Source organism: Streptosporangium sp. NPDC005286, assembly GCF_040607515.1.
Classification (GTDB): domain Bacteria; phylum Actinomycetota; class Actinomycetes; order Streptosporangiales; family Streptosporangiaceae; genus Streptosporangium.
On sequence record NZ_JBEXGU010000011.1, the window covers coordinates 35,275 to 57,008 of the forward strand.

Below are 21,734 nucleotides of genomic sequence, written 5' to 3' on the forward strand. Positions count from 1 at the left end.
CCGCCGGCGCCCGCGGGAGAGGAGAGAGAGCATGAGTGACGGGCTCGTCGTCACCGGGAAGGCCACCCCCAGGGGAAGGTTTCCGCACGTCAAGCGGGCGGGTGACTTCCTGTACGTGTCCGGGACCAGTTCGCGCAGGCCGGACAACACGATCGTCGGCGCCGAGGCCGACGAGTTCGGCACGGTCACGCTCGACATCGCCGAGCAGACCCGGGCGGTGATAGAGAACATCGAAGACATCCTCCGGGCGGCCGGAGCCGATCTGCGCGATCTCGTGCAGGTCACCACCTACCTGGTGAACATCAACGACTTCGGCGGGTACAACGCGGTCTACGCGGAGTACTTCGACGAGGCCGGACCGACCCGCACTACAGTGGCCGTTCACCAGTTGCCGCATCCGCATCTGCTCATCGAAATTCAGGCCGTGGCCTACCGACCGGAGGGGCGCCCGTGATCCCACCCATCGACTTCACCAAGTGGATCGACGAGCACGCCCACCTGCTCAAGCCGCCGGTGGGCAACAAGATGGTCTTCGAGGGCTCCAGTGACTTCATCGTCATGGTCGTCGGCGGGCCGAACGCGCGGACCGATTTCCACATCGACCCGTACGAGGAGCTCTTCTACCAGATCCGCGGCAACATGCACGTCAACCTCATGACCCCCGAAGGACCGCAGACCGTGCACGTGCGCGAGGGGCAGATGTGGCTGCTCCCGCCGAACACGCCGCACTCGCCGCAGCGCCCCGAGGAGGGTTCCGTCGGCCTGGTGGTGGAGCGGATCAGGCCGGAGGGCGTGCTGGAGAGGTTCCTCTGGTACTGCCCGGAGTGCAGCGCCGTGGTCCACGAGGTGGAGCTTCAGGTCCGCGACATCGTGACCGACCTGCCGCCGATCTTCCAGGCGTTCTACGCCGACGAGAAGGCGCGCACCTGCGGGAACTGCGGCGCCGTCCACCCCGGCAAGGGATAGCCGTTGATCATTGATGTGCACACCCACCACGTCCCCAGGGGCTGGCCGGATCTCGGCTGGCCGGGGGCGCCACGGCTCCGGGTCGACTCCGAGCGGGAGGCCGTGATCCTGCTCGGGGACCGGGAGTTCCGCCGGATCGCCGACGACTGCTGGAACCCCTCGGTCCGCCTGGAGCGGATGGACGCCGACGGAGTGGACGTCCAGGTCGTCTCGCCGACGCCGGTCTTCTTCTGCTACGAGCGCCCGGCGGCGGAGGCGGTACGGGTCGCGAGGATCTTCAACGACCTGGCGCTGGAGATCTGCGCCTCCGAACGGCTGGTGCCGTTCTGCCAGGTGCCGCTCCAGGACCCCGACCTGGCCTGTGCCGAGTTGGACCGGTGCATGGCCGCCGGGCACGCGGGCGTCGAGATCGGCAACCACGTCGGTGACCGTGACCTCGACGACGAGGGAGTCGTCCAGTTCCTCCAGCACTGCGCCGCCGTGGGCGCGCCCGTCTTCGTGCACCCCTGGGACATGGCGGGTGGGCCCCGGCTGGAGCGCTGGATGGCGCAGTGGCTGGTCGGCATGCCCGCGGAGACGCACCTGTCGGTGCTCGCCCTGATCCTGGGCGGTGTCCTCGATCGGGTGCCGGACACACTGCGCCTCTGCTTCGCGCACGGCGGCGGCTCGTTCGCCTTCTGGCTCGGCCGGTTCGAGAACGCCTGGCACCGCCGGGGTGACCTCGTCGGGGTCTCCGAGTTCCCGCCGTCGCACTACCTCGACCGGTTCAGCGTGGACTCGGTGGTCTTCGACGAGCGGGCGCTGCGGCTGCTGGTCGACACGATGGGAGAGGACCGGGTCATGCTCGGCTCCGACTTCCCCTACCCGCTGGGCGAGTCGCCGGTGGGCTCGCTGATCCGAGGGGCGGGGTTCCTCTCCGAGGACGCCCGCGCCAAGCTGCTCGGCGGCAACGCCACCCGGTTCCTGGGCCGCTGACCCGGCGGCGAGCCGGGGAGCCCGGGTGCGGCGGGACCGGTCTCGGTCCCGCCGCGCCCGGGGTGCCACCTGATCCGCTGTGACGGCATGATGGAAGGGTTGCCAGCACCTACCCCGGAGATGACTCGTGGCCATCAGCCGTGCGGAGTGCGTCGCGCTCGACGCCGCCGATCCCCTCAAGCGGATCAGGGACGAGTTCGTCCTGCCCGACGGGACGATCTACCTGGTCGGCAACTCGCTCGGCGCTCCGCCGAAGGCCGCCGCGGCCGCGGTCACGCGGACCGTGGAGCAGGAGTGGGGCGGCCGGCTGGTCGGCGCCTGGAACGTCTCCGGCTGGTACGACCTGCCGCTGACCACCGGTGACAGGATCGCCCCGCTGATCGGCGCGGGCCCCGGCCAGGTGGCGGTGGGCGAGAGCACCTCGATCGCCATCGTCAAGGCCGTGTCCGCCGCCCTGGGCCTGCGGCCGGAGCGCCGGGTCGTCGTCTCGGACCTGGCCAACTTCCCCACCGACCGTTACGTGGTCCAGGGGCTGGCGGAGGCGCTGGGCGGCTACGAGATCCGCGACGTCACCGGCCTTGACGACCTCTCCGGCGCTCTCTCCGAGGACGTCGCGTGCGTGCTGCTGTCGGAGGTGGACTACCGGACCGGTGCCCGTCACGACACGGCGGCGGTCACCACGCTGGTCCAGGCGGCGGGCGCGCTGATGATCTGGGACCTGTGCCACAGCGCCGGCGCGTACCAGGTGGACGTCTCGGCGGCCGACTTCGCGGTCGGCTGCACCTACAAGTACCTGAACGGCGGTCCGGGATCCCCGGCCTTCGTCTACGTCCACCCGGACCACCAGGCAGCGGGGCGGCACATGCTGACCGGCTGGCACGGTCACGCGGAGCCGTTCGCGTTCGAGCCGGACTTCCGTCCCGCCGACGGCATCCGGCGCTTCACCGTGAGCACCCCGCACGTGGTGTCCTACGCCCCGCTCAACGCCTCGCTCGACATCTGGGAGCGCGTCGACCTGGCCGCCGTGCGGGCCAAGAGCGTGGCACTGACCTCGCTCTTCATCGAGCTCGTCGAGGAGTTCTGCGCGCCGTACGGGCTGGGGCTCCTCTCGCCCAGGGACCCGGAGCGGCGGGGCAGCCAGGTCAGCTTCAGCCACCCGGACGGCTATCCGGTCATGCGCGCCCTGATCGACCGCGGTGTCCACGGTGACTTCCGCGCCCCCGACGTCCTCAGGTTCGGCTTCGCGCCGCTCTACATCCGTTTCGTGGACGTCTACGACGCGGCCGTGACCCTGGCCGAGGTGCTGGAGAAGGAGAGCTGGCGCGACGACCGCTACAGCCGACGCCTCGCCGTCACCTGAGCATCCGCCCCTCGGCGGGGGATGCTCAGCGGTCGCCCGGCTTGCGTCCCCTGAACATCGGGCGCCTGGTCTCCCAGTATCTCCAGCCCTCCACCCGCGCGGGGATGTTGGCCATGCCGGCGGTGACCTTGCGTACGCGGCAGTTGTAGACCCGGCGCCACGCCGTGAAACTCACCCGGTATCCGAAGACGCGGTACCACAGGTTTCCGTACATGCCGTCGCTGATTTCCCGGGTGTATTCGTGTCCGGTCTCGATGATGTACTCGTCCGCGAGCAGCGGGCTCACAAAGTTTCGCAGCTGGCGGATCAGTTTGCCTGTTTCGATCTCGCTGATCTTTTCTCTTTCTAGTTCCATCTCGGCGTACACGCGGTGTTGCCGGGTGACCGACGCCGCCATTGTGCCGCCGGGACCGTCGATGAACCGGGTACGGGGAATGAAGAAATTCTTTGGCCTGAAGGAATGGAATCTGAAGAAGGACCTCGGCCTGCACTTCCTGCGTGCCTGTTCCGCGAGCGAAGGGCGGGAGTCGCCGGAACCGGCGGTGGCGAGGGGCTCGGTGCTGACCGAGGCGATGGGTGAGGTCGGGTTGGGCGGCGGCTCGGCGAGCGCGGACGAGGTGGTGGACGAGGTGGTGATCGAAGAGGGCTCAGCGTCGGCCGAGGTGCTGGTCGAGGTGCTGGTCGAGGCGGCGGGCGGGGAGGTGGGCGAGGTCGGGGCGGGGGGTGGGACGTTGGGCGCGGACGCGGCCGCGGGTGTGGAAACGGTGACGGCGAGGGCCATGGAGAGGGAACCGGCCAAGGACAATACGGCCGTCCCTTTCATCGACCGACGTCCCTTGTGCCGGTTGCGTGGAACCATCGGGTTTGTTTGAGGTTCGGGGGTGGACACGGAGACCGCACTCCCTTCCACACGCGATCCACGATCGATCCGCTGGTCGGAATGTGGCCTCTGCCGTTATATGGAACCACTCAGCGCGACAGTGACGATGCTTACAGCCGGGATTCGCCGCCACGCGGTGCCACGCCGACCCCCACCCCACCGAACAGGGAAAGAACGAGTGAAAAGGCGTCCATGCCGCCCGCCCGAGTGCCGCCCCGTTTTTCCGTGCCCCCGTTTCCCGGCGCCTTCGTGACGGGCCTCAGCGGGGAACGATCGGCAAGGTGATGAAGGAGTCGGGGAAGACGGTCTGGTGCTGGACGACGAACTCGTCCAGCGCCGATTCCGCGGAGGTGCGGCCGTTGCCGGGGTTGAGGTCGAACCGCGGGAAGTTGGAGCTGGAGATCTCCACGCGGATGCGGTGCCCGGCTTTGAAGACCTGGCTGGTGGCCACCAGGCTGATCATGAACTCGGCGGGGCTGTCCGGCTCGGTGCGGGCCCTGAGGATGCCGTCGATCACGCTCATCGCGCGGCCGTCGGGGTGGACGTCGACCAGCTTGGCCGTCCAGTCGGTGCTGACCGCCGAGGTCGCCGCCCGCAGCGCGACCTGGAGCGGGCCGGTCACCTCGATGTCCGATTCGAGGACGTCGGTGGTGAAGCAGAGCACGTCGTGCCGGAGCTCCACCTCGCGCTGGTCCTGCGGGCCGACATTGGTGGCGTCGGCGAGCAGTAGCGGGCCTCCCACGGTGGGAACCGGATCACGGGGATCGAACACGAACGTGGCGGGGGCGGTCCTCGCGGGGGCGTCGGTCGACAGGCTGCCGTCGGAGCGCAGGTGGTAGCGGGTGTCGACGGCGCGGGCCGGCGGCCAGGCCTCCTCGTCCCGCCACACGTTGTCACCCATCACGAAGATTCGCACGGCCGGACCGTGGTCCGCGCCGCGCAGGAACTCCAGTTGCCGGCTCTCCAGCCGGGCCGCCGCCGCCGAGGCGGCGAAGCCGAAGTCGAGGGCACCGGTGCCCGCCGCGCCGGGACCGTGTGACCAGGGCCCGATGATCAGCGGACCACCCAGGCGGCGGTGGTTCTCCAGGGTGCCGGCGAGGAACAGGTCGAACCAGCCGGCCGTGTGCATGACCGGCACCTCGATCCGGTCGTGCCGCAGCGTCTCGGCCAGGCCCTCCCAGTAGGCGTCCCGCCTCGGGTGCGAGGTCCACTCCTGCCACCACGGGATGGCCGGTATGTCGCGGAGCGGGAGTGTCCGCGCGGCCCGCGCGGGATCGCCGATGACGGGCAGCAGCGCGCCGAGCCCGGCACCCACGTCCTCGCCCGCCGCCATCCTGTGCATCAGGTCGAGCATCGACTGCATCGATCCCCAGTTCAGCGCCGAACCCAGGGCGAACGCCCCGCCGTGGTACTTCAGCCCGTCGTAGAAGTCGTGCGGCGTCATGGACGCGACCACGGCCTTCAGCCCCGGCGGGCGCGTCGCCGCGGCCTGGAGCGCGCATCCGGCGAGGTACGACATCCCGGACGCCACGACCTCGCCGTTCGACCACGGCTGGGCGGTGATCCACTCGATGGTGTCGTAGCCGTCCGTCCCCTCGTCCAGCCAGGGCCGGAACGTGCCGTCACTGCTGCCGCGCCCCCGGCAGTGCTGGAGCACCACCGCGAACCCGGCCTCCAGCGCGGGGATCGTCGGCGTCATCCGGAACGAGCCCTCCCCGTACGGGGAGCGGACCAGCATGGTCGGGAACGGCCCGCCGGAGGCGGGGCGGTAGACGTCGCCGCGCAGGATCGTGCCGTCGCGCATGGGGACGGGGGTGTCGTGCTCGGCGGCGAGGGGGAGCGCTGCGCGGTCGAGTTTCGCCATGGGGGCTCCTCAGGTCAGGGTGTAGGCGTCGTAGCGGACGGCATCGGCGGTGCGGGACGCCGAGGCCACGGCCAGGGTGCGGTTGAGCCACAGGTAACGTTCGTCGCCGGTCTCGAAGCGGCAGAACAGCCGGAAGTAGTACTCGCCAGGGTCGACGGGCTCGCCCCGAGACAGGCGCTCCAGGACGGGGGGAGGGCCGTGCCGCACCCCGCTGGTGGAGATGAACAGGTGCGCGCCGTCGTGGGTGCGCAGCGTGTAGCGGGTGTCGATGCTGGCCATGCCGTCGGCGTGCAGGACCTGCCAGTCGGCGCCGCCGGGCAGCACGGTCCCGGAGAGGCGCGGCCCCTCGAACGACCCGCCCACGATGTTGATCACCCGGCGCCTGCCCCACTGGGAGTCGCCGAGGTCGAGGATCGGGTCGAGTTCCACGTGAAACACGGCGAGCGGTTCGAGGTTCACCGCGTCACGCTCCAGGACGGGCGCTCGTTCAGCGACACCGGGTCGAAGCCCGCGGTGCGCTTGTACGACGCGGCGATCTCGGTCCGCTCGGCGAGGGGGACGACCCGCTCGATGTCGTCGAAGCCGTCCGGGGCACGCTCGTGGGCGAGCCTCATCACCACCTCGGGGCCCATCTGCCGGTTGGACAGCTGCAGCGCGGTGGTCACCGGGCGGCGGGCCGCCTCGTAGGCGGCGAGGTCGCCGTGCGCGAGGGAGTGGGCGAGCACCCGGGCATCGATGATCGCCTGGGAGGCGCCGTTGGAGCCGATCGGGTACATGGCGTGGGCGGCGTCGCCCAGCAGGGTCACGTTGCCCGACGTCCAGTACGGCAGCGGGTCGCGGTCGACCATCGGGTACTCGTACGCCGCCTCGGCACCGGAGATGATCCCGGGCACGTCCAGCCAGTCGAACCGCCAGTCCGCGAAGTGCTCGACGATCCGCTGGGGATCCGCCGGGCGGTTCCAGTCGCCCCGGGCCGGAGCCTCGCCGTCCAGCGGGCGTTCGGCGATCCAGTTGATCAGTGTCCGCCCGCCCGTCTCGATCGGATAGGCCACGAACTTCCGCGTGCCGTCCCCGGCCATGATCATGGATCGCCCGGTCAGGAACGGCTCGCCGTAGGTCGTGCCGCGCCACAGGACCAGCCCGTTCCAGGGCGGTGGTCCCTCGCCGGGGAACAGGTGCGCCCGGACCGCCGAGTGGATGCCGTCCGCTCCGACCAGCAGGTCGTCCGCCTCGATCCGCAGGTCGCCCGTCCCGATCCGCAGGCCGTCCACGCCGGACCCGGGGCGCGGGCCGGTGGAGACGACGCGGCTGTCGGTCCGCACGGCCTGCGCGCCGAGGCGCTCGATCACGGCCTCCAGCAGGAGCATCTGCAGACGTCCGCGGTGGATCGAGTACTGCGGCCAGCCGTATCCCGCGCCCAGGCCCCTGGGCTCCGACCAGATCGGCGTGCCGTACCGGTTGAAGTAGGCCAGCTCCCCGGTGGCCACCCCGATCTCGGCCAGCCGCTCCGCGAGGCCGAGCTCGGTGAGCTCGCGCACGGCGTGCGGCAGCAGGTTGATGCCCACGCCCAGCGGGCGGATCTCCCCGGCGGCCTCGCACACGACCACGTCCTCGAAGCCGGCGGCGTGCAGGCTGAGCGCTGTCGCCAGCCCGCCGATGCCGCCTCCGGCGATGACCACCCGCACAGGCGCCTCCCGTAGATTGTTATGGCCGTAACAATATTCACGACGGACCTCTCGTTGCGCAAGACTTGGCCGATGGACAGAGCAGACCTCCGGTACGCCGCCTACGCGCGTGAGCGCCTGGCGGCCATGCCGCCCCCGGCCGACGCCGAGGCCTTCGCGCTGGCCTACAACCTGCTCCAGCTGGCCTACCTGCTCGTCACGGACCTGGAGACGCGCATCCACCGCCCGCGAGGCTGGACCCTTCCCGGCTTCCGCCTGATGTTCAAACTCTGGCTGCTCGGCCCCACCCAGCCCGCCAGGCTCGCGGAGATCTCCGCCACGTCCCGCTCCGCGGTGACCAACGCGGTCAACACCCTTGAGCGGGACGGCCTGGTCGAGCGCCGCCCGCTCCCCGAGGACAGGCGGGCCGTGGTGGTCGGCCTCACCCCGGCGGGCGAGGCGGCGGTCCGTGAGGTCTTCGCCGAGCAGACGAGCAGGGAACAGGAGTGGTTCTCCTGTCTGCGGGCCGATGAGCGCGAGAACCTCACGGACCTTCTCGGCCGGGTCCTCGCCGCCCGGCCGGGGGACGCCCCCTGACCAGAGCCGGCTGAGCAGAGTCGACACGGGCCGGCTCGGGTGCCAGAGGCCGCTCGGTCCACAGGGCGGGTGCCGTCCGGCTCAGGGGCGCGGGATGCTCCGCAGATTCGCCTTCGCCATGTCGACCATGCGCCCGACCCCGCCGGTGAGCACGATCTTGCCCGCGGCCAGGGCGAACCCCTTCACCTGCTCGGGGGTGATGCGCGGTGGCATGGCCAGCACGTCGGGGTCGGTGACCACGTCCAGCAGGAAGGGCCCGGGGGTCGCGAAGGCGCGGGCCAGGGCCTCCCGTACGTCCGCGGGGTTCTCCACCCGCAACGATTCGATGCCGGCCGCGGCGGCGATCGCCGCGTAGTCGACGGGAGCGTGGTCGGTGCCGAAGTCGGGCAACCCGTCCACCATCATCTCCAGCTTCACCATGCCGAGCGAGGAGTTGTTGAACACCACCGTCTTCACCGGCAGGTCGTGCAGCCGGACCGTGAGCAGCTCCCCGAGGAGCATGCCGAGCCCGCCGTCCCCCGACAGCGAGACGACCTGCCGCCGGCGGTCGGTGAACTGGGCGCCGATGGCGTGCGGGAGCGCGTTGGCCATGCTCCCGTGCGCGAACGAGCCGATGATGCGGCGGCGGCCGTTGGGACTGAGATAGCGGGCGGCCCAGACGTTGCACATCCCGGTGTCCACCGTGAACACCGCGTCGTCGTCGGCGAGCTCGTCCATCAGGTTCGCGACGTACTCGGGGTGGATCGGGCGGTGGTGCTCGATGTCGCGCGTGTACGCCGCCACCACGTTCTCCAGCGCCTTCAGATGCCTGGCCAGCATCCTGTCGAGCTGGCGGCGGTCCGTCTTCTGCGTGACGTGCGGCAGCACCGCGCGGATCGTCGCGCCGACATCGCCGTGTACGGCCAGCTCCAGCGGGGTCCTGCGGCCCAGCCGTGCCGGGTCGTGGTCGATCTGGACCGTGCGCGCCCCCGGCAGGAAGTCGTCGTAGGGGAAGTCGGTCCCCGCCAGTACCACCAGGTCCGCCTCGCGCATCGCGTCGTAGCAGGCGCCGTAGCCGAGCAGCCCGCTCATCCCCACGTCGTAGGGGTTGTCGTACTGGATCCATTCCTTGCCGCGCAGCGCGTGCCCGACCGGTGCCAGGGTGCGCCCGGCCAGCCCCATGACCTCCTCGCGGGCGTGGCGCGTCCCGGCGCCGCAGAACAGCATCACCTTCTCGGCGCGGTTCAGCGCCTCGGCCAGCTCGGCCACCTGGTCGGCGGGCGGCACGACGGTGCCGGTCCGGGTCAGGAAGTCGTGCTCACCGGTGGCGCGGGCGGTGGACATGCTCGCCACGTCACCGGGGAGCACCACCACCGAGACGCCGCCGAGGCCGATCGCCTGCTGTACCGCGATGCGCAGCACCCGGGGCATCTGCTCGGGCGTGCCGACCATGTCGCAGAAGTGGCTGCACTCCACGAAGAGACGCCCCGGATGGGTCTCCTGGAAGAAGCCGGTGCCGATCTGAGTGGAGGGGATGTGCGAGGCCAGCGCGAGCACGGGGGCGCCGCTGCGGTGGGCGTCGTAGAGCCCCTGGATCAGGTGGGTGTTGCCGGGGCCGCAGCTGCCCGCGCAGGCCGCCAGGCGCCCGGTGATCTGCGCCTCGGCCGCGGCGGCGAACGCCCCCGCCTCCTCGTTGCGTACGTGGACCCACTCGATGTGGCCGGACTTCCTGACCGCGTCGACCACCGGGTTCAGGCTGTCGCCCACCACCCCGTAGATCCTTTCCACCCCGGCCTGGCGGAGAACCTCGATGAACTGCTCGGCGACGGTCGCCATGGTGCCCCCTCGTGTATGGCGTCACCGGTGTACCTCACCGCATTTCGCCGCGTCACTCCCCGGGGAGGCGTTCGACCGGCCGCACGGTGTGTCGCTCGGCGGCGGGACCGCTGTTTGCTTACCGAGTAAAAGGCTCATGTTCGGACATGATGTGGCGTGGGGGATACGTTCTTTAGGGAGAGGGGATACGTCCCGCCGAAAGCCTGTCACTTTCCGTGGTGCGCCGCTTACCATGCGACGGAGGTCACCCACTCTCGGAAGGCTCTACATGACCGGGCAGAACTCCGCGACCGCGTCTGACTACGTGTTCGACAACGACGGGGATCACTCGTCCGACCAGCACCGCTACCTCGCCCAGCTCCTTGACCCGCTGACCTTCGAGCGCCTCGCCCTGACCGGCGTCGGAGCCGGCTGGAACTGCCTGGAGGTCGGGGCCGGCGGGGGCAGCGTGGCGCTCTGGCTGGCCGAGCGGGTGGCGCCCGACGGGCGCGTGCTGGCGACCGACATCAAACCCGGCCTGATCCCGTCCAGGCCGGGGCTGACCGTCGTCCGCCACGACATCGTCGCCGACCCGCTGCCGGTGGACGCGTTCGACCTGATCCACGCCCGGCTCGTGCTCAGCCACCTGCCCCAGCGCCGCCAGGTGCTGCGGCGCCTGCGCACCGCGCTGCGGCCCGGCGGCTGGCTGCAGATCGACGAGATCGACATCACCCGCTGGGTGGCGCCGCCCACCCCCGGCGGGCGGGAGGGAGAGCTGTACGGGGCCTACATCGCCGCGATGACCCGGGTGCTGGGCGCCGCGGGCAGCGATCCGACCTGGGGCGGTTCCGCCGCGCGGGAGATGGCCGGGGCGGGCCTGGTCGATGTCGACCCGGTGCGCTGGACCGAGGTGTGGGAGCGCGGCTCCGCCGGGCTCGGTCTCCTGATCAGCAACAGTCACCACCTGGAGGAGCGCCTGGCGGAGGCGGGGATGACCGCACGGCAACTCCGGGAGGTCCGCGAGGTCATGTCGGCCCCGGGGTTCAGCGCGCCCTCCTTCGAGATCCACTCGATCCTCGCCCGCAGGGCCTGCGACGGCTGAGGGCGAGACGGGCGCGTCCTGCCGAGCCGGAGAACCGCCCTCGGCCCGGCAGGACGAGACCGGTTCCCGGAAAGGAGGATCCGGGAGGTGGGCCCGGAGATGACATGATCGGGAGAGGGCTAGGCGGGCGGGCCGGGGGTAGAGGCCGTGGCATGACGGTCACGGGCTTCACCGCGCGGATCTCCGAGGCGTGGAAGCGTGCCCGCCACCGCCATGGCTGGCTGGATCACCTGGTGCGCGCCGGGGTGCGCTACGACGAGGTGGACGCCGGACGGCTGTCGGCGGCGCTCACCTACTACTCGTTCTTCGCCGTGTTCGCGCTGGGGCTGCTCGGGTTCGCCATCATCGGCCAGGTCCTCGACGACCCGGAGGTGGTGCACACGGTGCAGGGCTACCTCTCGGAGAACTTCCCCCGGCTGGACGTGCAGGCGCTGCAGGACGCCAGGAGCACGGCCGGCGCGATCGCCTTCGTCGGCCTGCCCATCACCGGCCTGTTCTGGATGGACGCCCTGCGCTCGGCGATCAGGGCCACCTGGCGGATCGAGGAGTATCCGGGCCGCCTCGTGGTGCGCCAGATCATCGACCTGGGAGTGATGGCGGGCCTCGGGCTGCTGCTGTCGGCCTCGCTCGCGGTGGCCTTCGTCGCGGAGACGGTGCTGAACTGGATGTTCCTGCACACGGTGGGCGTCGACGACACGCTGTCGCGATGGCTGCTGTCGGCCGCCGCGTTCGTGCTCGGCCTGGCCGTCAACACCCTGCTGGCGGTCGCCCTGCTCTGCGGCCCGCCTCGGCTGAGACTGCCGCCGAGCCGGGTTCTCGGGCCCGCGCTGCTCATCACCGCCGGCCTGGAGGCACTCAAGTCCCTGGGGCAGTTCTATCTGGAGCTGACGGTGGGCAACCCCGCCTACCAGGTGGTCGCCGGAGCCGTCGGGATGCTGGTCTTCCTCAAGATCCTCAACCAGCTGATCCTCTTCGCGGCGGCGCTCACCGCCACCGGCACCACGGGCACCGTGGTCGACCTGGCCGCCCGCCGCGCCCGCTCCGAGGCGGCGCGTGAGGGCTTCTCGCCGGACGCCCCGCGGAGCCGGGCGGATGATTCCCCGGAGCCGGCTCCGGCCACTCCCCACGACGGCCCGCAAGGCGCCGGGCACCTCGGCACGCGGGATCCGGCCGTCTGATTTTCGGGTGTTCACCGACGTCACGCTCGGTGACCGGGCGTCGGGGGCGATGCCTTGCCACCGGATGCTCGGGCGTCGGCGGGCGGTAACGGAATGCTCTCGATCCGTGGCGGCGGAGATGGCGGTTTCGCGCGCCCGCACCCACGCTGAGCTGCATGATCGTCTGGAGCCCCGGCCCTCGCAGCTGAGCAGTCTCGTGACCTGCCGCGAACATTGAGATTCAATCTTCGCTCTGCGGCTTGAAGCTACATATGTCCCATGGGCATAGTGTTTCGAATCACACACGCACCAGTCGCGGCGTGCGACCGCGGGGCTCTTTCGAGCCCGGCGGCTGTCAGCCATGCGCAGGAACCGCGGATTGGACAAGAAGAATGAGTTCCCCTCCTCCGATCCGCTCGAAGATCCTCAAGATTCTCGTCATTCCTGTGCTCTCGCTGATCGCCCTCTGGGGGGTCATCGCCTACACGGCGGTCTCACAGATCGCCGGTATCTCCCAGACGAAGACCCGCTGGGAGGTGACCGGGGTACCGATCCGGGACATGATCGTCGAGATCCAGCGGGAGCGTCAGCTCTCCGCGGACGCGGCCGAGGCCACCGCACAGAGCAAGCCGCTCGCCGAGCAACGGCGGGCCACCAACGTGACGGTGGACCAGGTACGCCGGGCGATCTCGTCCGCCCAGGGCTACGAGCCGGAGAACGCCCCGACCGACATGCGGATCCTGCAGTCGGCCATGGACGGCCTCGTCCTGGTGCGCGCCTCCGCCGACAACGGCTCGATGACCCCGATCCAGGTGACCGACGCCTACAACGCGTTCATCAACGCCGCCAACAAGCAGTTCGGCGACTCGACGGCGCTCGCCGACGTGTCGTCCTTCCGCGTCCTCCGCGGCATGACCGCCTACAGCACCACCGCCGAGTACCTGGGCAGGGAGCAGGCCGTACTCGCCCCGGTGCTGAAGCGCGGCGGGATGACGCACGCCGAGCAGGCGGCCTTCGTCGCGGCGGTGACCAGCCGGAGGCACTTCCTGGCCAACGCCGAGGCGGACATGGGTCCCGAACTGCAGGCACGCTACCGGCAGGTCGCCGGGGACGCCGCGCACCAGCGGTTGCTGGTCGCCGAGAACAAGATCTTCGCGTGGGACCTCACGGGGAAGCCGCCGCTGGACGCCGCCGAGTGGAAGCGGGACTCCGAGACGGTGCTGAGCACGGTCATCCAGCAAACCCAGGAGGAACTGGTCCGCGCCACGATCAAGGGCGACGAACTCAGGAGTTCGGCGTTCCTGCGCATCGGGCTGGTCCTGGGCCTGGGCCTGCTCGCCATCATCGTCTCGATCGTGTTCTCCTACCGGTTCGGCCGCTCCCTGGTCGATGAGCTGAAGCGACTCCAGGCCTCGGCCGTGGAGCTGGCGGAAGAGCGGCTGCCGCGGCTGGTCGAGCGGCTGCGCAAGGGCGACGACGTGGACCCGGCGACCGAGGCTCCCGAATTGGATCGCGCCAATACCGCCGAGGTCGACCGGGTCGTGCACGCGTTCTCCGCGGTGCAGCGCACCGCGGTGGAGGCCGCGGTCGGCCAGGCCACCCTCCGCAAGGGGGTCAGCCAGGTCTTTCTGAACCTCGCCTGGCGCAACCAGGCGCTGCTCCACCGCCAGCTCACGCTTCTGGACACGATGGAGCGCCGCGTCGAGGAGCCGGAGATCCTGGAGGATCTCTTCAAGCTCGACCACCTGACCACCCGCATGCGGCGGCACGCGGAGAACCTGATCATCCTGTCCGAGGCGACCCCGGCCCGCAGGTGGCGCGACCCGGTGCCGATCTTCGACGTGGTGCGCAGCGCCGTGCTCGAGGTCGAGGACTACACCCGCGTCACGGTCCTGCCCATGCCGCAGGCGCCGCTGCTGGTGGGCGCCGCGGTCACCGACGTGATCCACCTGATCGCCGAGCTGGTGGAGAACGCCACGGTCTTCTCGCCGCCGAACACGGTGGTCCACGTACGGAGCATGGTGGCGGCCAACGGCTTCGCGCTGGAGGTCGAGGACCGGGGTCTGGGGCTGAACCAGGCCACCCTCGACGAGCTCAACGCCAAGCTCGCCGACCCGCCGGAGTTCGACCTGGCCGACAGCGACAGGCTCGGCCTGTTCGTCGTCGCCAGGCTCGCGGCCCGGCACGGGATCAAGGTCGTGCTGCGGCCCTCGCCGTACGACGGCACCACCGCGATCGTGCTGCTGCCGCAGAGTCTCCTCGCCACCTGCGAGGCACTGACCGCCGAGGACGTCCCCCGGGTACACCGGGTGGGCTCCCATCCGGGCGGGCCGGTGCGGGCGCTGGCCGCGGCCCCTGAGGTGCTGCCCGGGGCGTTCTACAGTTCGCAGGACCTGCCGGTGGCGCGCACTCCCGAGCCCTCGCCGGGTTGGTTCCCCGCGCCACAGCAGCGGCAGGAGACTCCGGCCCCCTCGATACCCGTGCGGCGGGCGGTGTCCGTACCGGACATCGACGAGGACTTGGACGGGCTGCCGGTGCGGGTACGGCAGGCCAGCCTGGCACCCCAGCTCCGCCAGGCGCGCGCACCGGAGCGGCGCGACGTTCCCGCGCGTACTCCCGAGGAGCTCTCAAACCTCATGTCGTCCATGCAACGAGGCTGGCAGCAGGGGCGCAGCCAGACCGAGCAGGACCAGGACGTGTGGAAGCGAAAGGATGGCCACCCCGATGCCTGACACCAGATCTGAACTGAGCTGGCTTCTCGACGACCTGACCCAGCGGGTCCCCGGCATCCGGCACGCGATCGTGCTGTCCGCCGACGGCCTGGCGATGGGCGGTTCCCGGGAGCTGACCCGGGAGGACGCCGAGCACCTGTCCGCCATCTCCGCCGGAAGCCACAGCCTCGCGCTGGGTGCCGGGCGGCACTTCGGCCTCGGCGGTGTGCGGCAGACCATCATCGAGATGGAGGGGGGCTTCCTGTTCGTCACCGCGGCGGGGCAGGGAGCCCGATTGGCCGTGCTGGCCGCGGGCGACGCCGAACTCGGCATGGTGACCTACGAGATGGCGCTGTTGGTCAAGCGCGTCGGCGAGCACCTGTCCTCACAGCCGAGGGGAGCTGCCCCGGCGCCCGCCTGGAACGGTGCGAGATCGTGACGGGAGAGGATCCCGGGCCCTTGGTCAGGCTCTTCGGGGTGACCGGCGGTCGGGCGCGCCCGATCGGGGAGAGCTTCGACCTGGTGGCCATCGTCACGACCGTCGACATACCCTTCGAGCCGGTCGGGTTGATGCCCGAGCATCTCGACGTGCTGTCGGCGTGCCGCCGGCCCACCCCCGTGGCGGACGTGGCGGCGCACCTCAAGCTGCCGCTCAACATCACCCGCGTACTCCTCAGCGAACTGCGCCGCGAGGGCCTGGTCACCATCGACAAGCCCCGGCCGATGGGGAAGACGATCGACGAACGCATCTACAGGGAAGTGCTGCATGGAATACGCGGCCTCTGAGCCGGGCATGAGCCCGGTCGACAGCCCGGCGATGGCCATCAAGATCCTTGTCGCCGGTGGTTTCGGGGTCGGCAAGACGACCATGGTCGGTACGATCAGCGAGATCAGGCCCCTGCACACCGAGGAACTGCTGAGCGAGCGCGGTGTCGGCGTGGACGACGTCGCGGGTGTCGAGTCGAAGATCACCACGACCGTGGCGCTGGACTTCGGCCGGATCACCATCCGTGACGGGCTCTGGCTCTACCTGTTCGGCACTCCGGGCCAGGACAGGTTCTGGTTCATGTGGGACGAGCTCTCTGTCGGCGCGCTCGGCGCGGTCGTGCTCGCCGACACCCGTCGTCTGCAGGACTGCTTCCCCGCCGTGGACTACTTCGAGCAGCGCGGGCTTCCGTTCGTGGTGGCGGTCAACTGCTTCGACGGCGCGCGGCGGCACGACCCGATCAAGATAAGGAGGGCGCTGGGGCTGGACGGGGTGGCCCCGATCATCCTCTGTGACGTGCGCAGGCGCGAGTCGGTCAAGGAGGTGCTGACCACGCTGGTCACCTACTCGGCGGGAGGCGCCTTCCAGGCGGCTCACGCGGGCGCCTGACGGTCACCGTTCGCCTTCGAGGCCGCCGGGGTCCGGATCACGGCGCTCCGCGCCCCGCAGCCTGTCGCGTTCTCCCAGCAGGCGAGCGGTCTCTGCGGAGACCTCGGTGGCCAGCACGGCCGACACGACGTCGATCAGGTGGCTGGTGAAGAGCCGGTCGTCCTTGCCCTCGGGTCCCGCGGCGCGGCGGGCGAGCTCCACGTAGGTCACCCGGATGGCCATGAAACGCTGGTGCAGCCGGCGCAGCGCGACCTCGGAGAGCAGCGGGGCCACCAGCTCGCGCCACCGGTTGATGCTCTGCTGAGGATCGGCCTGCATGCTCCGCAGGGCGGGGAGGTCGCCGCGCTGGACGAGCTGCTCCATGATCCGTAGATATGACCGGCCGCTGTCGGGGTCGGCCAGCTTGGCGGCCATCGGCCGCACCAGCGCGGCGGCGAGGACGCGGCGGGCCTCGGCTTCCGGAAGGCTCCCCCTGGACTCGTATTCGTCGAGCAGCTGGTGGCGGCGGGCCTCGATCTCGGGATGGTGCTTGGCGAGCACCGCGTTCAGCAGTCCCGTCCGATCCCCGAAGTGGTACTGGAGCGCCGTCGAGTTGCGTTGCCCGGCGGCATTGTTGATCTCGCGGAGTGACACGCCGTCGATTCCCCGCTCGGCGAACAGCCGCTCGGCCGCCGCCACCAGGCGCCTGCCGGTCGCTTCCGGGTTAGGGGGCATGCGCGCTCCTGCCTTGCCGGTGGATCTGTCGATCGTTAAGGTAATAATGCATCTGTCTGAAATCATCAAGCAGTCGCCTCAAAGCGGCGACACACGGCAAGGATAGAAGGCGTTCCCTTCTGACCTGCCGGTCACCGGTAAGGGGAGGACCCCATGGCCATTGATTTCACCCTCGCCCCCGAGCACGAGGAGATCCGTCGCCGGGTACGGGCCTTCGTCCAGGAGACCATCATCCCGGCCGTCAGCGGCTTCGACGACGAGGAGAAGGTGACCACCCGCGACGAGTACATCCGGGTCATCTTCGAGCTGCGCGAGAAGGCGCGGGCCGAGGGGCTGTGGCTGCCGCACATGCCCAAGGAGTGGGGCGGCATGGGCCTCGGCCACGTCGAACTCGCCATGGTGCAGTCCGAGGCCGCCAAGACCCGGCTCGGGCCCTGGGTCCTCAACTGCGCGGCGCCCGACGAGGGCAACATGCACACGCTGCTGCACTGGGCGACCGACGAGCAGAAGGAGAAGTACCTCAAACCACTGCTCAAGGGCCACAAGATGTCATGCTTCGCGATGACCGAGCCGGAGGTGGCCGGTTCCGACCCCACGCTCATCCGCACCCACGCCGTCAGGGACGGCGACGAGTGGGTCATCAACGGCCACAAGTGGTTCATCTCCAACGCCCGCCGTTCGAGCTTCGCCATCCTCATCGCCAAGACCGAGCTCGACGTGCCCGAGGGCTCGCGCGGCGGCAACACGGCCTTCCTCATCGACCTCCCGCAGCAGGGGTGGAACGACGTCCGCGAGGTCGAGACGATGCACGGCTCCACCGGCCACAGCGAGATCGTCATCACCGACCTGCGGGTGCACGACGGCCAGATCCTCGGCGGGCGCGGCAACGGCCACCGGCTCGGCCAGTACCGCCTGGGCCCGGCGCGGCTGGCGCACTGCATGCGCTGGATCTCCCAGGCCGAGACGGCGCTGGACATGATGGTCGACCGCGCGCTCAACCGCTACAGCCACGGATCGCTGTTGGCCGAGAAGCAGGGCATCCAGTGGCTGATCGCCGACTCGGCGATGGAGCTCTACCAGTGCAAGCTGATGGTCCTGCACGCCGCTTCGAAGATCGACAAGGGCGAGGACTTCCGCACCGAGGTCTCGATGGCGAAGCACTTCGTGGCCAACAGCCTCAACCGGATCGTCGACCGGGCGATCCAAGTGCACGGCGCGCTCGGCTACTCGACCGACACCCCGCTGGCCAACATGCTCCAGCACGCCCGCTGGGCCCGCTTCGCGGACGGTGCCGACGAGATCCACCAGATGCGCATCGCCGAGCGTACGATCGCGGCGTACCAGAGCACGGGTTCGACCAACGCCGCGACCGGAGGGCTGCCACTTTGACCACGGAGAAGACGGGTACCGGCGGCTGGTCCGCCGGCGGCGGGGGCGGGCTGCTCAGCGGGCTGGGGACCGAGAGCCCGGCCGAGGCGTTCAACGTGGTCCGCAGTGACCGGCTGGAGGGCAGGGTCGCCCTGGTCACCGGCGGCGGCAACGGCATCGGCGCGGGCGTGGCCCGGCGGCTGGCCGAGGGCGGGGCCCGCCTCGTTCTCGCCGACGTCGACGACGCCGCGGGCGAGAAGCTCGCCGACGAGCTGGACGCGACCTATGTCCACTGCGACGTGTCCCGGCTGGAGGACAACGAGGCGGCGGTGGCGACCGCGGTCGAGCGGTACGGCAGGCTCGACCTCGCCTTCCTCAACGCGGGCATCACCTCGGGCTGCGGGCTGGGCGAGGACTTCGACATCCGCCGCTACCGCCTGGCGATGGGGGTCAACCTCGACGGTGTCGTCTTCGGGGCGCACGCCGCGATCCCGGCGCTGCTGGCGGCGGGCGGCGGCACGATCGTGGCGACCGCCAGCATGGCGGGCATCGTCGGCATCCCCTCGGATCCCATCTACGCCGCCAACAAGCACGCCGTCGTCGGGCTGGTCCGCTCGCTCGGCCAGGATCTCCAGCCGCGGGGGATCAGGGTGCAGGGGCTCTGCCCCTCGTTCGCCGACACCGCGATCCTCGGCGAGGGCAGGGAGATGCTCCAGCAACTCGGCTTCCCGATCCTGGAGGTCTCGGCGGTCGTCGAGACGTTCGTCCGGCTGCTCGACAGCGAGGGCACCGGCGAGTGCTGGTTCGTGATCCCCGGCCGTGAGAGCCAGCCCTTCTCCTTCCGCCGCGCTCCGGGACCGCGAGTCTGAGCGGATGCGGTTTGTCCGAATTTTGGTGGTTCATGGGCTCTGGTGGTCCGCCACGGGGTAGAGCACGAAAGGGGGTGGACCCGCGGGGGCCGCGACCCTCTTCCGCGTCGCGGGGAGGAACACATGACAGCTCGACCGCATCGGCCCACACGGCCGGCCAGGGTGCCCGCCGACGCCTCCACGGCGGGAGACGGTATCGCCGTGGGCTCTGGTCCGGTCATCGTGGACGCCTACATCGACTTCCTCTGCCCGTTCTGCAAGGCGTTCGAGGAGGCGGCGGGACCGGCGCTGGTAAGGCTGGTGGCGGACGGGGCGGTCAGCCTCGTCTACCATCCCATGGGCTTCCTGGACGAGCTCTCCACCGACCACTACTCCTCCCGCGCGTCCGCCTCCTCTGGTTGCGCCTCGGACCGGGGAAGGTTCGTCGAGTACGTCCATGCGCTCTTCGCCGACCAGCCCCCGGAGGGAGGCCCGGGGCTCACCGACGACGAACTGGTCGAGGTCGGCCGCCTCGCGGGGATCACCGATCCGGGGTTCGGCGGATGCGTGCGCGAGGGCGTCTACCTCGACTGGGCCGCCCACGTGACGGAGACGGCCATCGAGCGCGGAGTGAGCGCCACGCCGACGGTCCTCGTCCAGAACGTCCCGGTACCCGCCAACGCGCAGGCCATCCTCACCGCCGTGCTGGCCGTCGCCCGCTCGCGCCGGTGACCGCCGGTCACCTGCGGGGGCCGGCGGGGGCCGGAGCCTCGGCCCCCGCCGTACATCGGGAAGTGCCGGAATCCCGCGTTCCCTGACGTGCGGGATCCCGGCGTCTCCGGTACGTCAGGCGGTGCCGGGATCCTCCTGCACCGAGATGGCGCCCGACGGGCAGAGCCGCTCGGCCCGGCGGACGTCGGCGTGCGACTCGGGCGGCGGTGACTCGTCGAGGAGCACGACGGTGCCGTCATCCTCGCTCTGGTCGAACACCTCCGGCGCGGTGAGCACGCACATGCCCGCTCCGATGCACCGCGACGTGTCCGTGGTCACCTTCAGTGCGTTCTCTACCATCTGACCGGCAGCTCCCGTACGCCGTAGATGGACATGGTGTCGCGCATGCGGACCTCCTGCGCCGGTACGGCGAGTCGTAGATCGGGGAACCGATCGAACAGCATGGGAAACGCGGTGCGCATCTCCACGCGGGCGAGCTGCTGGCCGAGACACTGGTGCAACCCGTGCCCGAATGTCAGATGCCCACTCGCGGGGTGGGTGATGTCCAGACGGTCGGGGTCGGTGAAGCGCGAGGGATCGCGGTTGGCGGCCTGGATCGAGAGGGTCACCACCTCACCCGCCCTGATGAGCTCCCCGCCCACCTCGACGTCCTCCAGGGCGGCGCGGATCGGGCCGATGTGGATGATGCTGAGATAGCGCAGCAACTCCTCGACCGTGTTGTCGATCAGAGAGGGGTCGGCGCGCAGCGCGGCGAGCTGGTCGGGGTGCTGTAGCAGGGCGAACGTGCCGAGCCCGAGCATGTTGGCGGTGGTCTCGTGCCCGGCGGCGAGCAGCAGGAACCCGATGTTGCCCAGTTCCTCGTCGGTCAGCTCACCGCCGGTGACGAGCCCGCTGAGCAGGTCGTCGGCCGGCTCGGCCCGCTTGAGCTCGATGAGCCGGGCGAAGAACGCGGCGACGCGGGCGACCGCCGCGCGGATGTCCTCGACGGCGGACTCCAGGTTCAGCAGCACCGCGGTGGCCTGCTGGAACTCCTCGCGGTCGGAGTACGGGACACCGAGCAGCTCGCAGATCACCAGCGAGGGGATGGGCAGTGCGAACTCCCTGACCAGGTCCTGGGGAGGCCCGGCCTTCTCCATCGCGTCCAGCCGCTCCTCGGTGATCTCGTGGATCCTGGGCTCCAGCTGCTTCATCCGCCGCACGGTGAACTGCGCGGTGAGCAGCTTCCGGTAGCGGGTGTGGTCGGGTGGGTCCATCCGGATGAACATGCCGGGGTCGGCCGGGCGGCGCATCTCCTGCATCAGCGGGAAGGGCACCGGGACGTTCAGCAGCTCGCGCCGGGAGCTGAACCGGGGATCGGCCAGGATCGACCGCACCGCGGGGTAGGAGGTCACGAGCCAGCCGACCCGGCCGTCGGGGTAGGTCATCCGGGTGACGGGCCGCTCCTCGCGCAGCGAGGCCAGACGTTCGGGTGGAGTGAAGGGGTCGGGGCGTCCGAAGGGGAAGGTGATCGCCTCCGCGTGGGACTCTGTCATCGTCGCTCCTATGCAGAGATGCAGCTGGTCTCCATCCAGAAAACTACATCAAATGCAAAGTTACAATAGGTGCAGAGTATGGTGCTATGCATTAA

At 70.3% G+C, this 21,734-nt stretch carries 23 protein-coding genes; 15 read left to right on the plus strand and 8 right to left on the minus strand.

The genetic code is table 11. From position 1 onward, the window contains the following. Positions 1–31: 31 nt before the first annotated feature. From ABZU75_RS06640 to kynU, 4 genes are all read left to right on the plus strand, one after another. Positions 32–454, plus strand: a complete 423-nt coding sequence (locus ABZU75_RS06640) for a RidA family protein (RefSeq protein ID WP_355550209.1) — start codon at positions 32–34, stop codon at positions 452–454. Next, positions 451–966, plus strand: coding sequence for a 3-hydroxyanthranilate 3,4-dioxygenase (locus tag ABZU75_RS06645; RefSeq protein WP_350925681.1), 516 nt, complete (start codon positions 451–453; stop codon positions 964–966). The genes ABZU75_RS06640 and ABZU75_RS06645 overlap by 4 nt, the downstream gene beginning before the upstream one ends. Positions 967–969: 3 nt before the next feature. Next, positions 970–1,941 carry an amidohydrolase family protein gene (locus ABZU75_RS06650; protein WP_355550212.1) on the plus strand — a complete coding sequence of 324 codons (972 nt, stop codon included), beginning with the start codon at positions 970–972 and terminating at the stop codon, positions 1,939–1,941. A 127-nt stretch (positions 1,942–2,068) separates the two neighbouring features. Next, positions 2,069–3,301 (plus strand): kynureninase, encoded by a 1,233-nt coding sequence (gene kynU / locus ABZU75_RS06655; protein ID WP_355550214.1) that lies wholly within the window; start codon positions 2,069–2,071, stop codon positions 3,299–3,301. A 25-nt stretch (positions 3,302–3,326) separates the two neighbouring features. Here the strand turns inward: kynU and ABZU75_RS06660 are convergent, their stop codons facing one another. Then, positions 3,327–3,587 (minus strand): hypothetical protein, encoded by a 261-nt coding sequence (locus ABZU75_RS06660; RefSeq protein ID WP_355550216.1) that lies wholly within the window; start codon positions 3,585–3,587, stop codon positions 3,327–3,329. Positions 3,588–3,681: 94 nt separating this feature from the next. Here ABZU75_RS06660 and ABZU75_RS06665 point away from each other — a divergent pair, with 94 nt between their 5' ends. Further along, entirely contained in the window at positions 3,682–4,173 is a 492-nt protein-coding gene (locus tag ABZU75_RS06665) for a hypothetical protein (protein ID WP_355550218.1), read from the plus strand. Positions 4,174–4,440: 267 nt separating this feature from the next. Here the strand turns inward: ABZU75_RS06665 and ABZU75_RS06670 are convergent, their stop codons facing one another. From ABZU75_RS06670 to ABZU75_RS06680, 3 genes are read right to left on the minus strand one after another with little or no spacing between them, the layout of a single operon-like run. Next, on the minus strand, positions 4,441–6,045 hold the full coding sequence (locus ABZU75_RS06670) for a CocE/NonD family hydrolase (protein ID WP_355550220.1): 1,605 nt from the start codon (positions 6,043–6,045) through the stop codon (positions 4,441–4,443). A 9-nt stretch (positions 6,046–6,054) separates the two neighbouring features. Then, entirely contained in the window at positions 6,055–6,504 is a 450-nt protein-coding gene (locus ABZU75_RS06675) for a DUF3237 domain-containing protein (RefSeq protein WP_355550222.1), read from the minus strand. After that, positions 6,501–7,730: a flavin-dependent oxidoreductase gene (locus ABZU75_RS06680; RefSeq protein ID WP_355550224.1), complete on the minus strand. Its 1,230-nt coding sequence runs from the start codon at positions 7,728–7,730 to the stop codon at positions 6,501–6,503. Before ABZU75_RS06680 ends, ABZU75_RS06675 begins: the two co-directional genes overlap by 4 nt. A 72-nt stretch (positions 7,731–7,802) precedes the next feature. Here ABZU75_RS06680 and ABZU75_RS06685 point away from each other — a divergent pair, with 72 nt between their 5' ends. Beyond that, positions 7,803–8,306 (plus strand): MarR family transcriptional regulator, encoded by a 504-nt coding sequence (locus ABZU75_RS06685; RefSeq protein WP_355550226.1) that lies wholly within the window; start codon positions 7,803–7,805, stop codon positions 8,304–8,306. Positions 8,307–8,387: 81 nt separating this feature from the next. Here ABZU75_RS06685 and ABZU75_RS06690 read toward each other — a convergent pair whose 3' ends face one another. Further along, entirely contained in the window at positions 8,388–10,121 is a 1,734-nt protein-coding gene (locus ABZU75_RS06690) for a pyruvate dehydrogenase (protein ID WP_355550228.1), read from the minus strand. 268 nt (positions 10,122–10,389) lie between these two features. On the opposite strand from ABZU75_RS06690, the gene ABZU75_RS06695 reads away from it, so the two are divergent. The 6 genes from ABZU75_RS06695 to ABZU75_RS06720 all read left to right on the plus strand — a co-directional run bounded on the left by ABZU75_RS06695 (position 10,390) and on the right by ABZU75_RS06720 (position 16,445). Continuing rightward, entirely contained in the window at positions 10,390–11,202 is an 813-nt protein-coding gene (locus ABZU75_RS06695; RefSeq protein WP_355550230.1) for a class I SAM-dependent methyltransferase, read from the plus strand. A 152-nt stretch (positions 11,203–11,354) separates the two neighbouring features. Next, the gene (locus tag ABZU75_RS06700) at positions 11,355–12,380 is read left to right on the plus strand and encodes a YihY/virulence factor BrkB family protein (protein ID WP_355550232.1); all 1,026 of its coding nucleotides are present in this window, start codon (positions 11,355–11,357) and stop codon (positions 12,378–12,380) included. 371 nt (positions 12,381–12,751) lie between these two features. Further along, a complete protein-coding gene (locus ABZU75_RS06705; protein ID WP_355550234.1) occupies positions 12,752–15,091 on the plus strand; it encodes a nitrate- and nitrite sensing domain-containing protein in 2,340 nt (779 codons plus the stop codon). Beyond that, the gene (locus tag ABZU75_RS06710) at positions 15,084–15,509 is read left to right on the plus strand and encodes a roadblock/LC7 domain-containing protein (protein ID WP_355550236.1); all 426 of its coding nucleotides are present in this window, start codon (positions 15,084–15,086) and stop codon (positions 15,507–15,509) included. Before ABZU75_RS06705 ends, ABZU75_RS06710 begins: the two co-directional genes overlap by 8 nt. 20 nt (positions 15,510–15,529) lie before the next feature. Next, positions 15,530–15,856: a DUF742 domain-containing protein gene (locus ABZU75_RS06715; RefSeq protein WP_355550238.1), complete on the plus strand. Its 327-nt coding sequence runs from the start codon at positions 15,530–15,532 to the stop codon at positions 15,854–15,856. Further along, positions 15,837–16,445, plus strand: coding sequence for an ATP/GTP-binding protein (locus ABZU75_RS06720; RefSeq protein ID WP_350959506.1), 609 nt, complete (start codon positions 15,837–15,839; stop codon positions 16,443–16,445). The genes ABZU75_RS06715 and ABZU75_RS06720 overlap by 20 nt, the downstream gene beginning before the upstream one ends. Before the next feature lie 3 nt (positions 16,446–16,448). On the opposite strand, the gene ABZU75_RS06725 is transcribed toward ABZU75_RS06720, so the two are convergent. Further along, positions 16,449–17,159 carry a helix-turn-helix domain-containing protein gene (locus ABZU75_RS06725; protein ID WP_355550240.1) on the minus strand — a complete coding sequence of 237 codons (711 nt, stop codon included), beginning with the start codon at positions 17,157–17,159 and terminating at the stop codon, positions 16,449–16,451. Between the two features lie 153 nt (positions 17,160–17,312). On the opposite strand from ABZU75_RS06725, the gene ABZU75_RS06730 reads away from it, so the two are divergent. From ABZU75_RS06730 to ABZU75_RS06740, 3 genes are all read left to right on the plus strand, one after another. Then, positions 17,313–18,548 carry an acyl-CoA dehydrogenase family protein gene (locus tag ABZU75_RS06730; RefSeq protein WP_355550242.1) on the plus strand — a complete coding sequence of 412 codons (1,236 nt, stop codon included), beginning with the start codon at positions 17,313–17,315 and terminating at the stop codon, positions 18,546–18,548. Then, complete coding sequence (locus ABZU75_RS06735; protein ID WP_355550245.1) at positions 18,545–19,396, plus strand: SDR family NAD(P)-dependent oxidoreductase; 852 nt, start codon at positions 18,545–18,547, stop codon at positions 19,394–19,396. The genes ABZU75_RS06730 and ABZU75_RS06735 overlap by 4 nt, the downstream gene beginning before the upstream one ends. Before the next feature lie 123 nt (positions 19,397–19,519). Next, positions 19,520–20,107, plus strand: a complete 588-nt coding sequence (locus ABZU75_RS06740) for a thioredoxin domain-containing protein (RefSeq protein WP_355550247.1) — start codon at positions 19,520–19,522, stop codon at positions 20,105–20,107. A 114-nt stretch (positions 20,108–20,221) separates the two neighbouring features. On the opposite strand, the gene ABZU75_RS06745 is transcribed toward ABZU75_RS06740, so the two are convergent. Both ABZU75_RS06745 and ABZU75_RS06750 read right to left on the minus strand, forming a co-directional pair. Continuing rightward, a complete protein-coding gene (locus tag ABZU75_RS06745; RefSeq protein ID WP_355550336.1) occupies positions 20,222–20,431 on the minus strand; it encodes a ferredoxin in 210 nt (69 codons plus the stop codon). An 8-nt stretch (positions 20,432–20,439) separates the two neighbouring features. Continuing rightward, positions 20,440–21,639: a cytochrome P450 gene (locus ABZU75_RS06750; RefSeq protein ID WP_355550249.1), complete on the minus strand. Its 1,200-nt coding sequence runs from the start codon at positions 21,637–21,639 to the stop codon at positions 20,440–20,442. Positions 21,640–21,734: the final 95 nt, after the last annotated feature.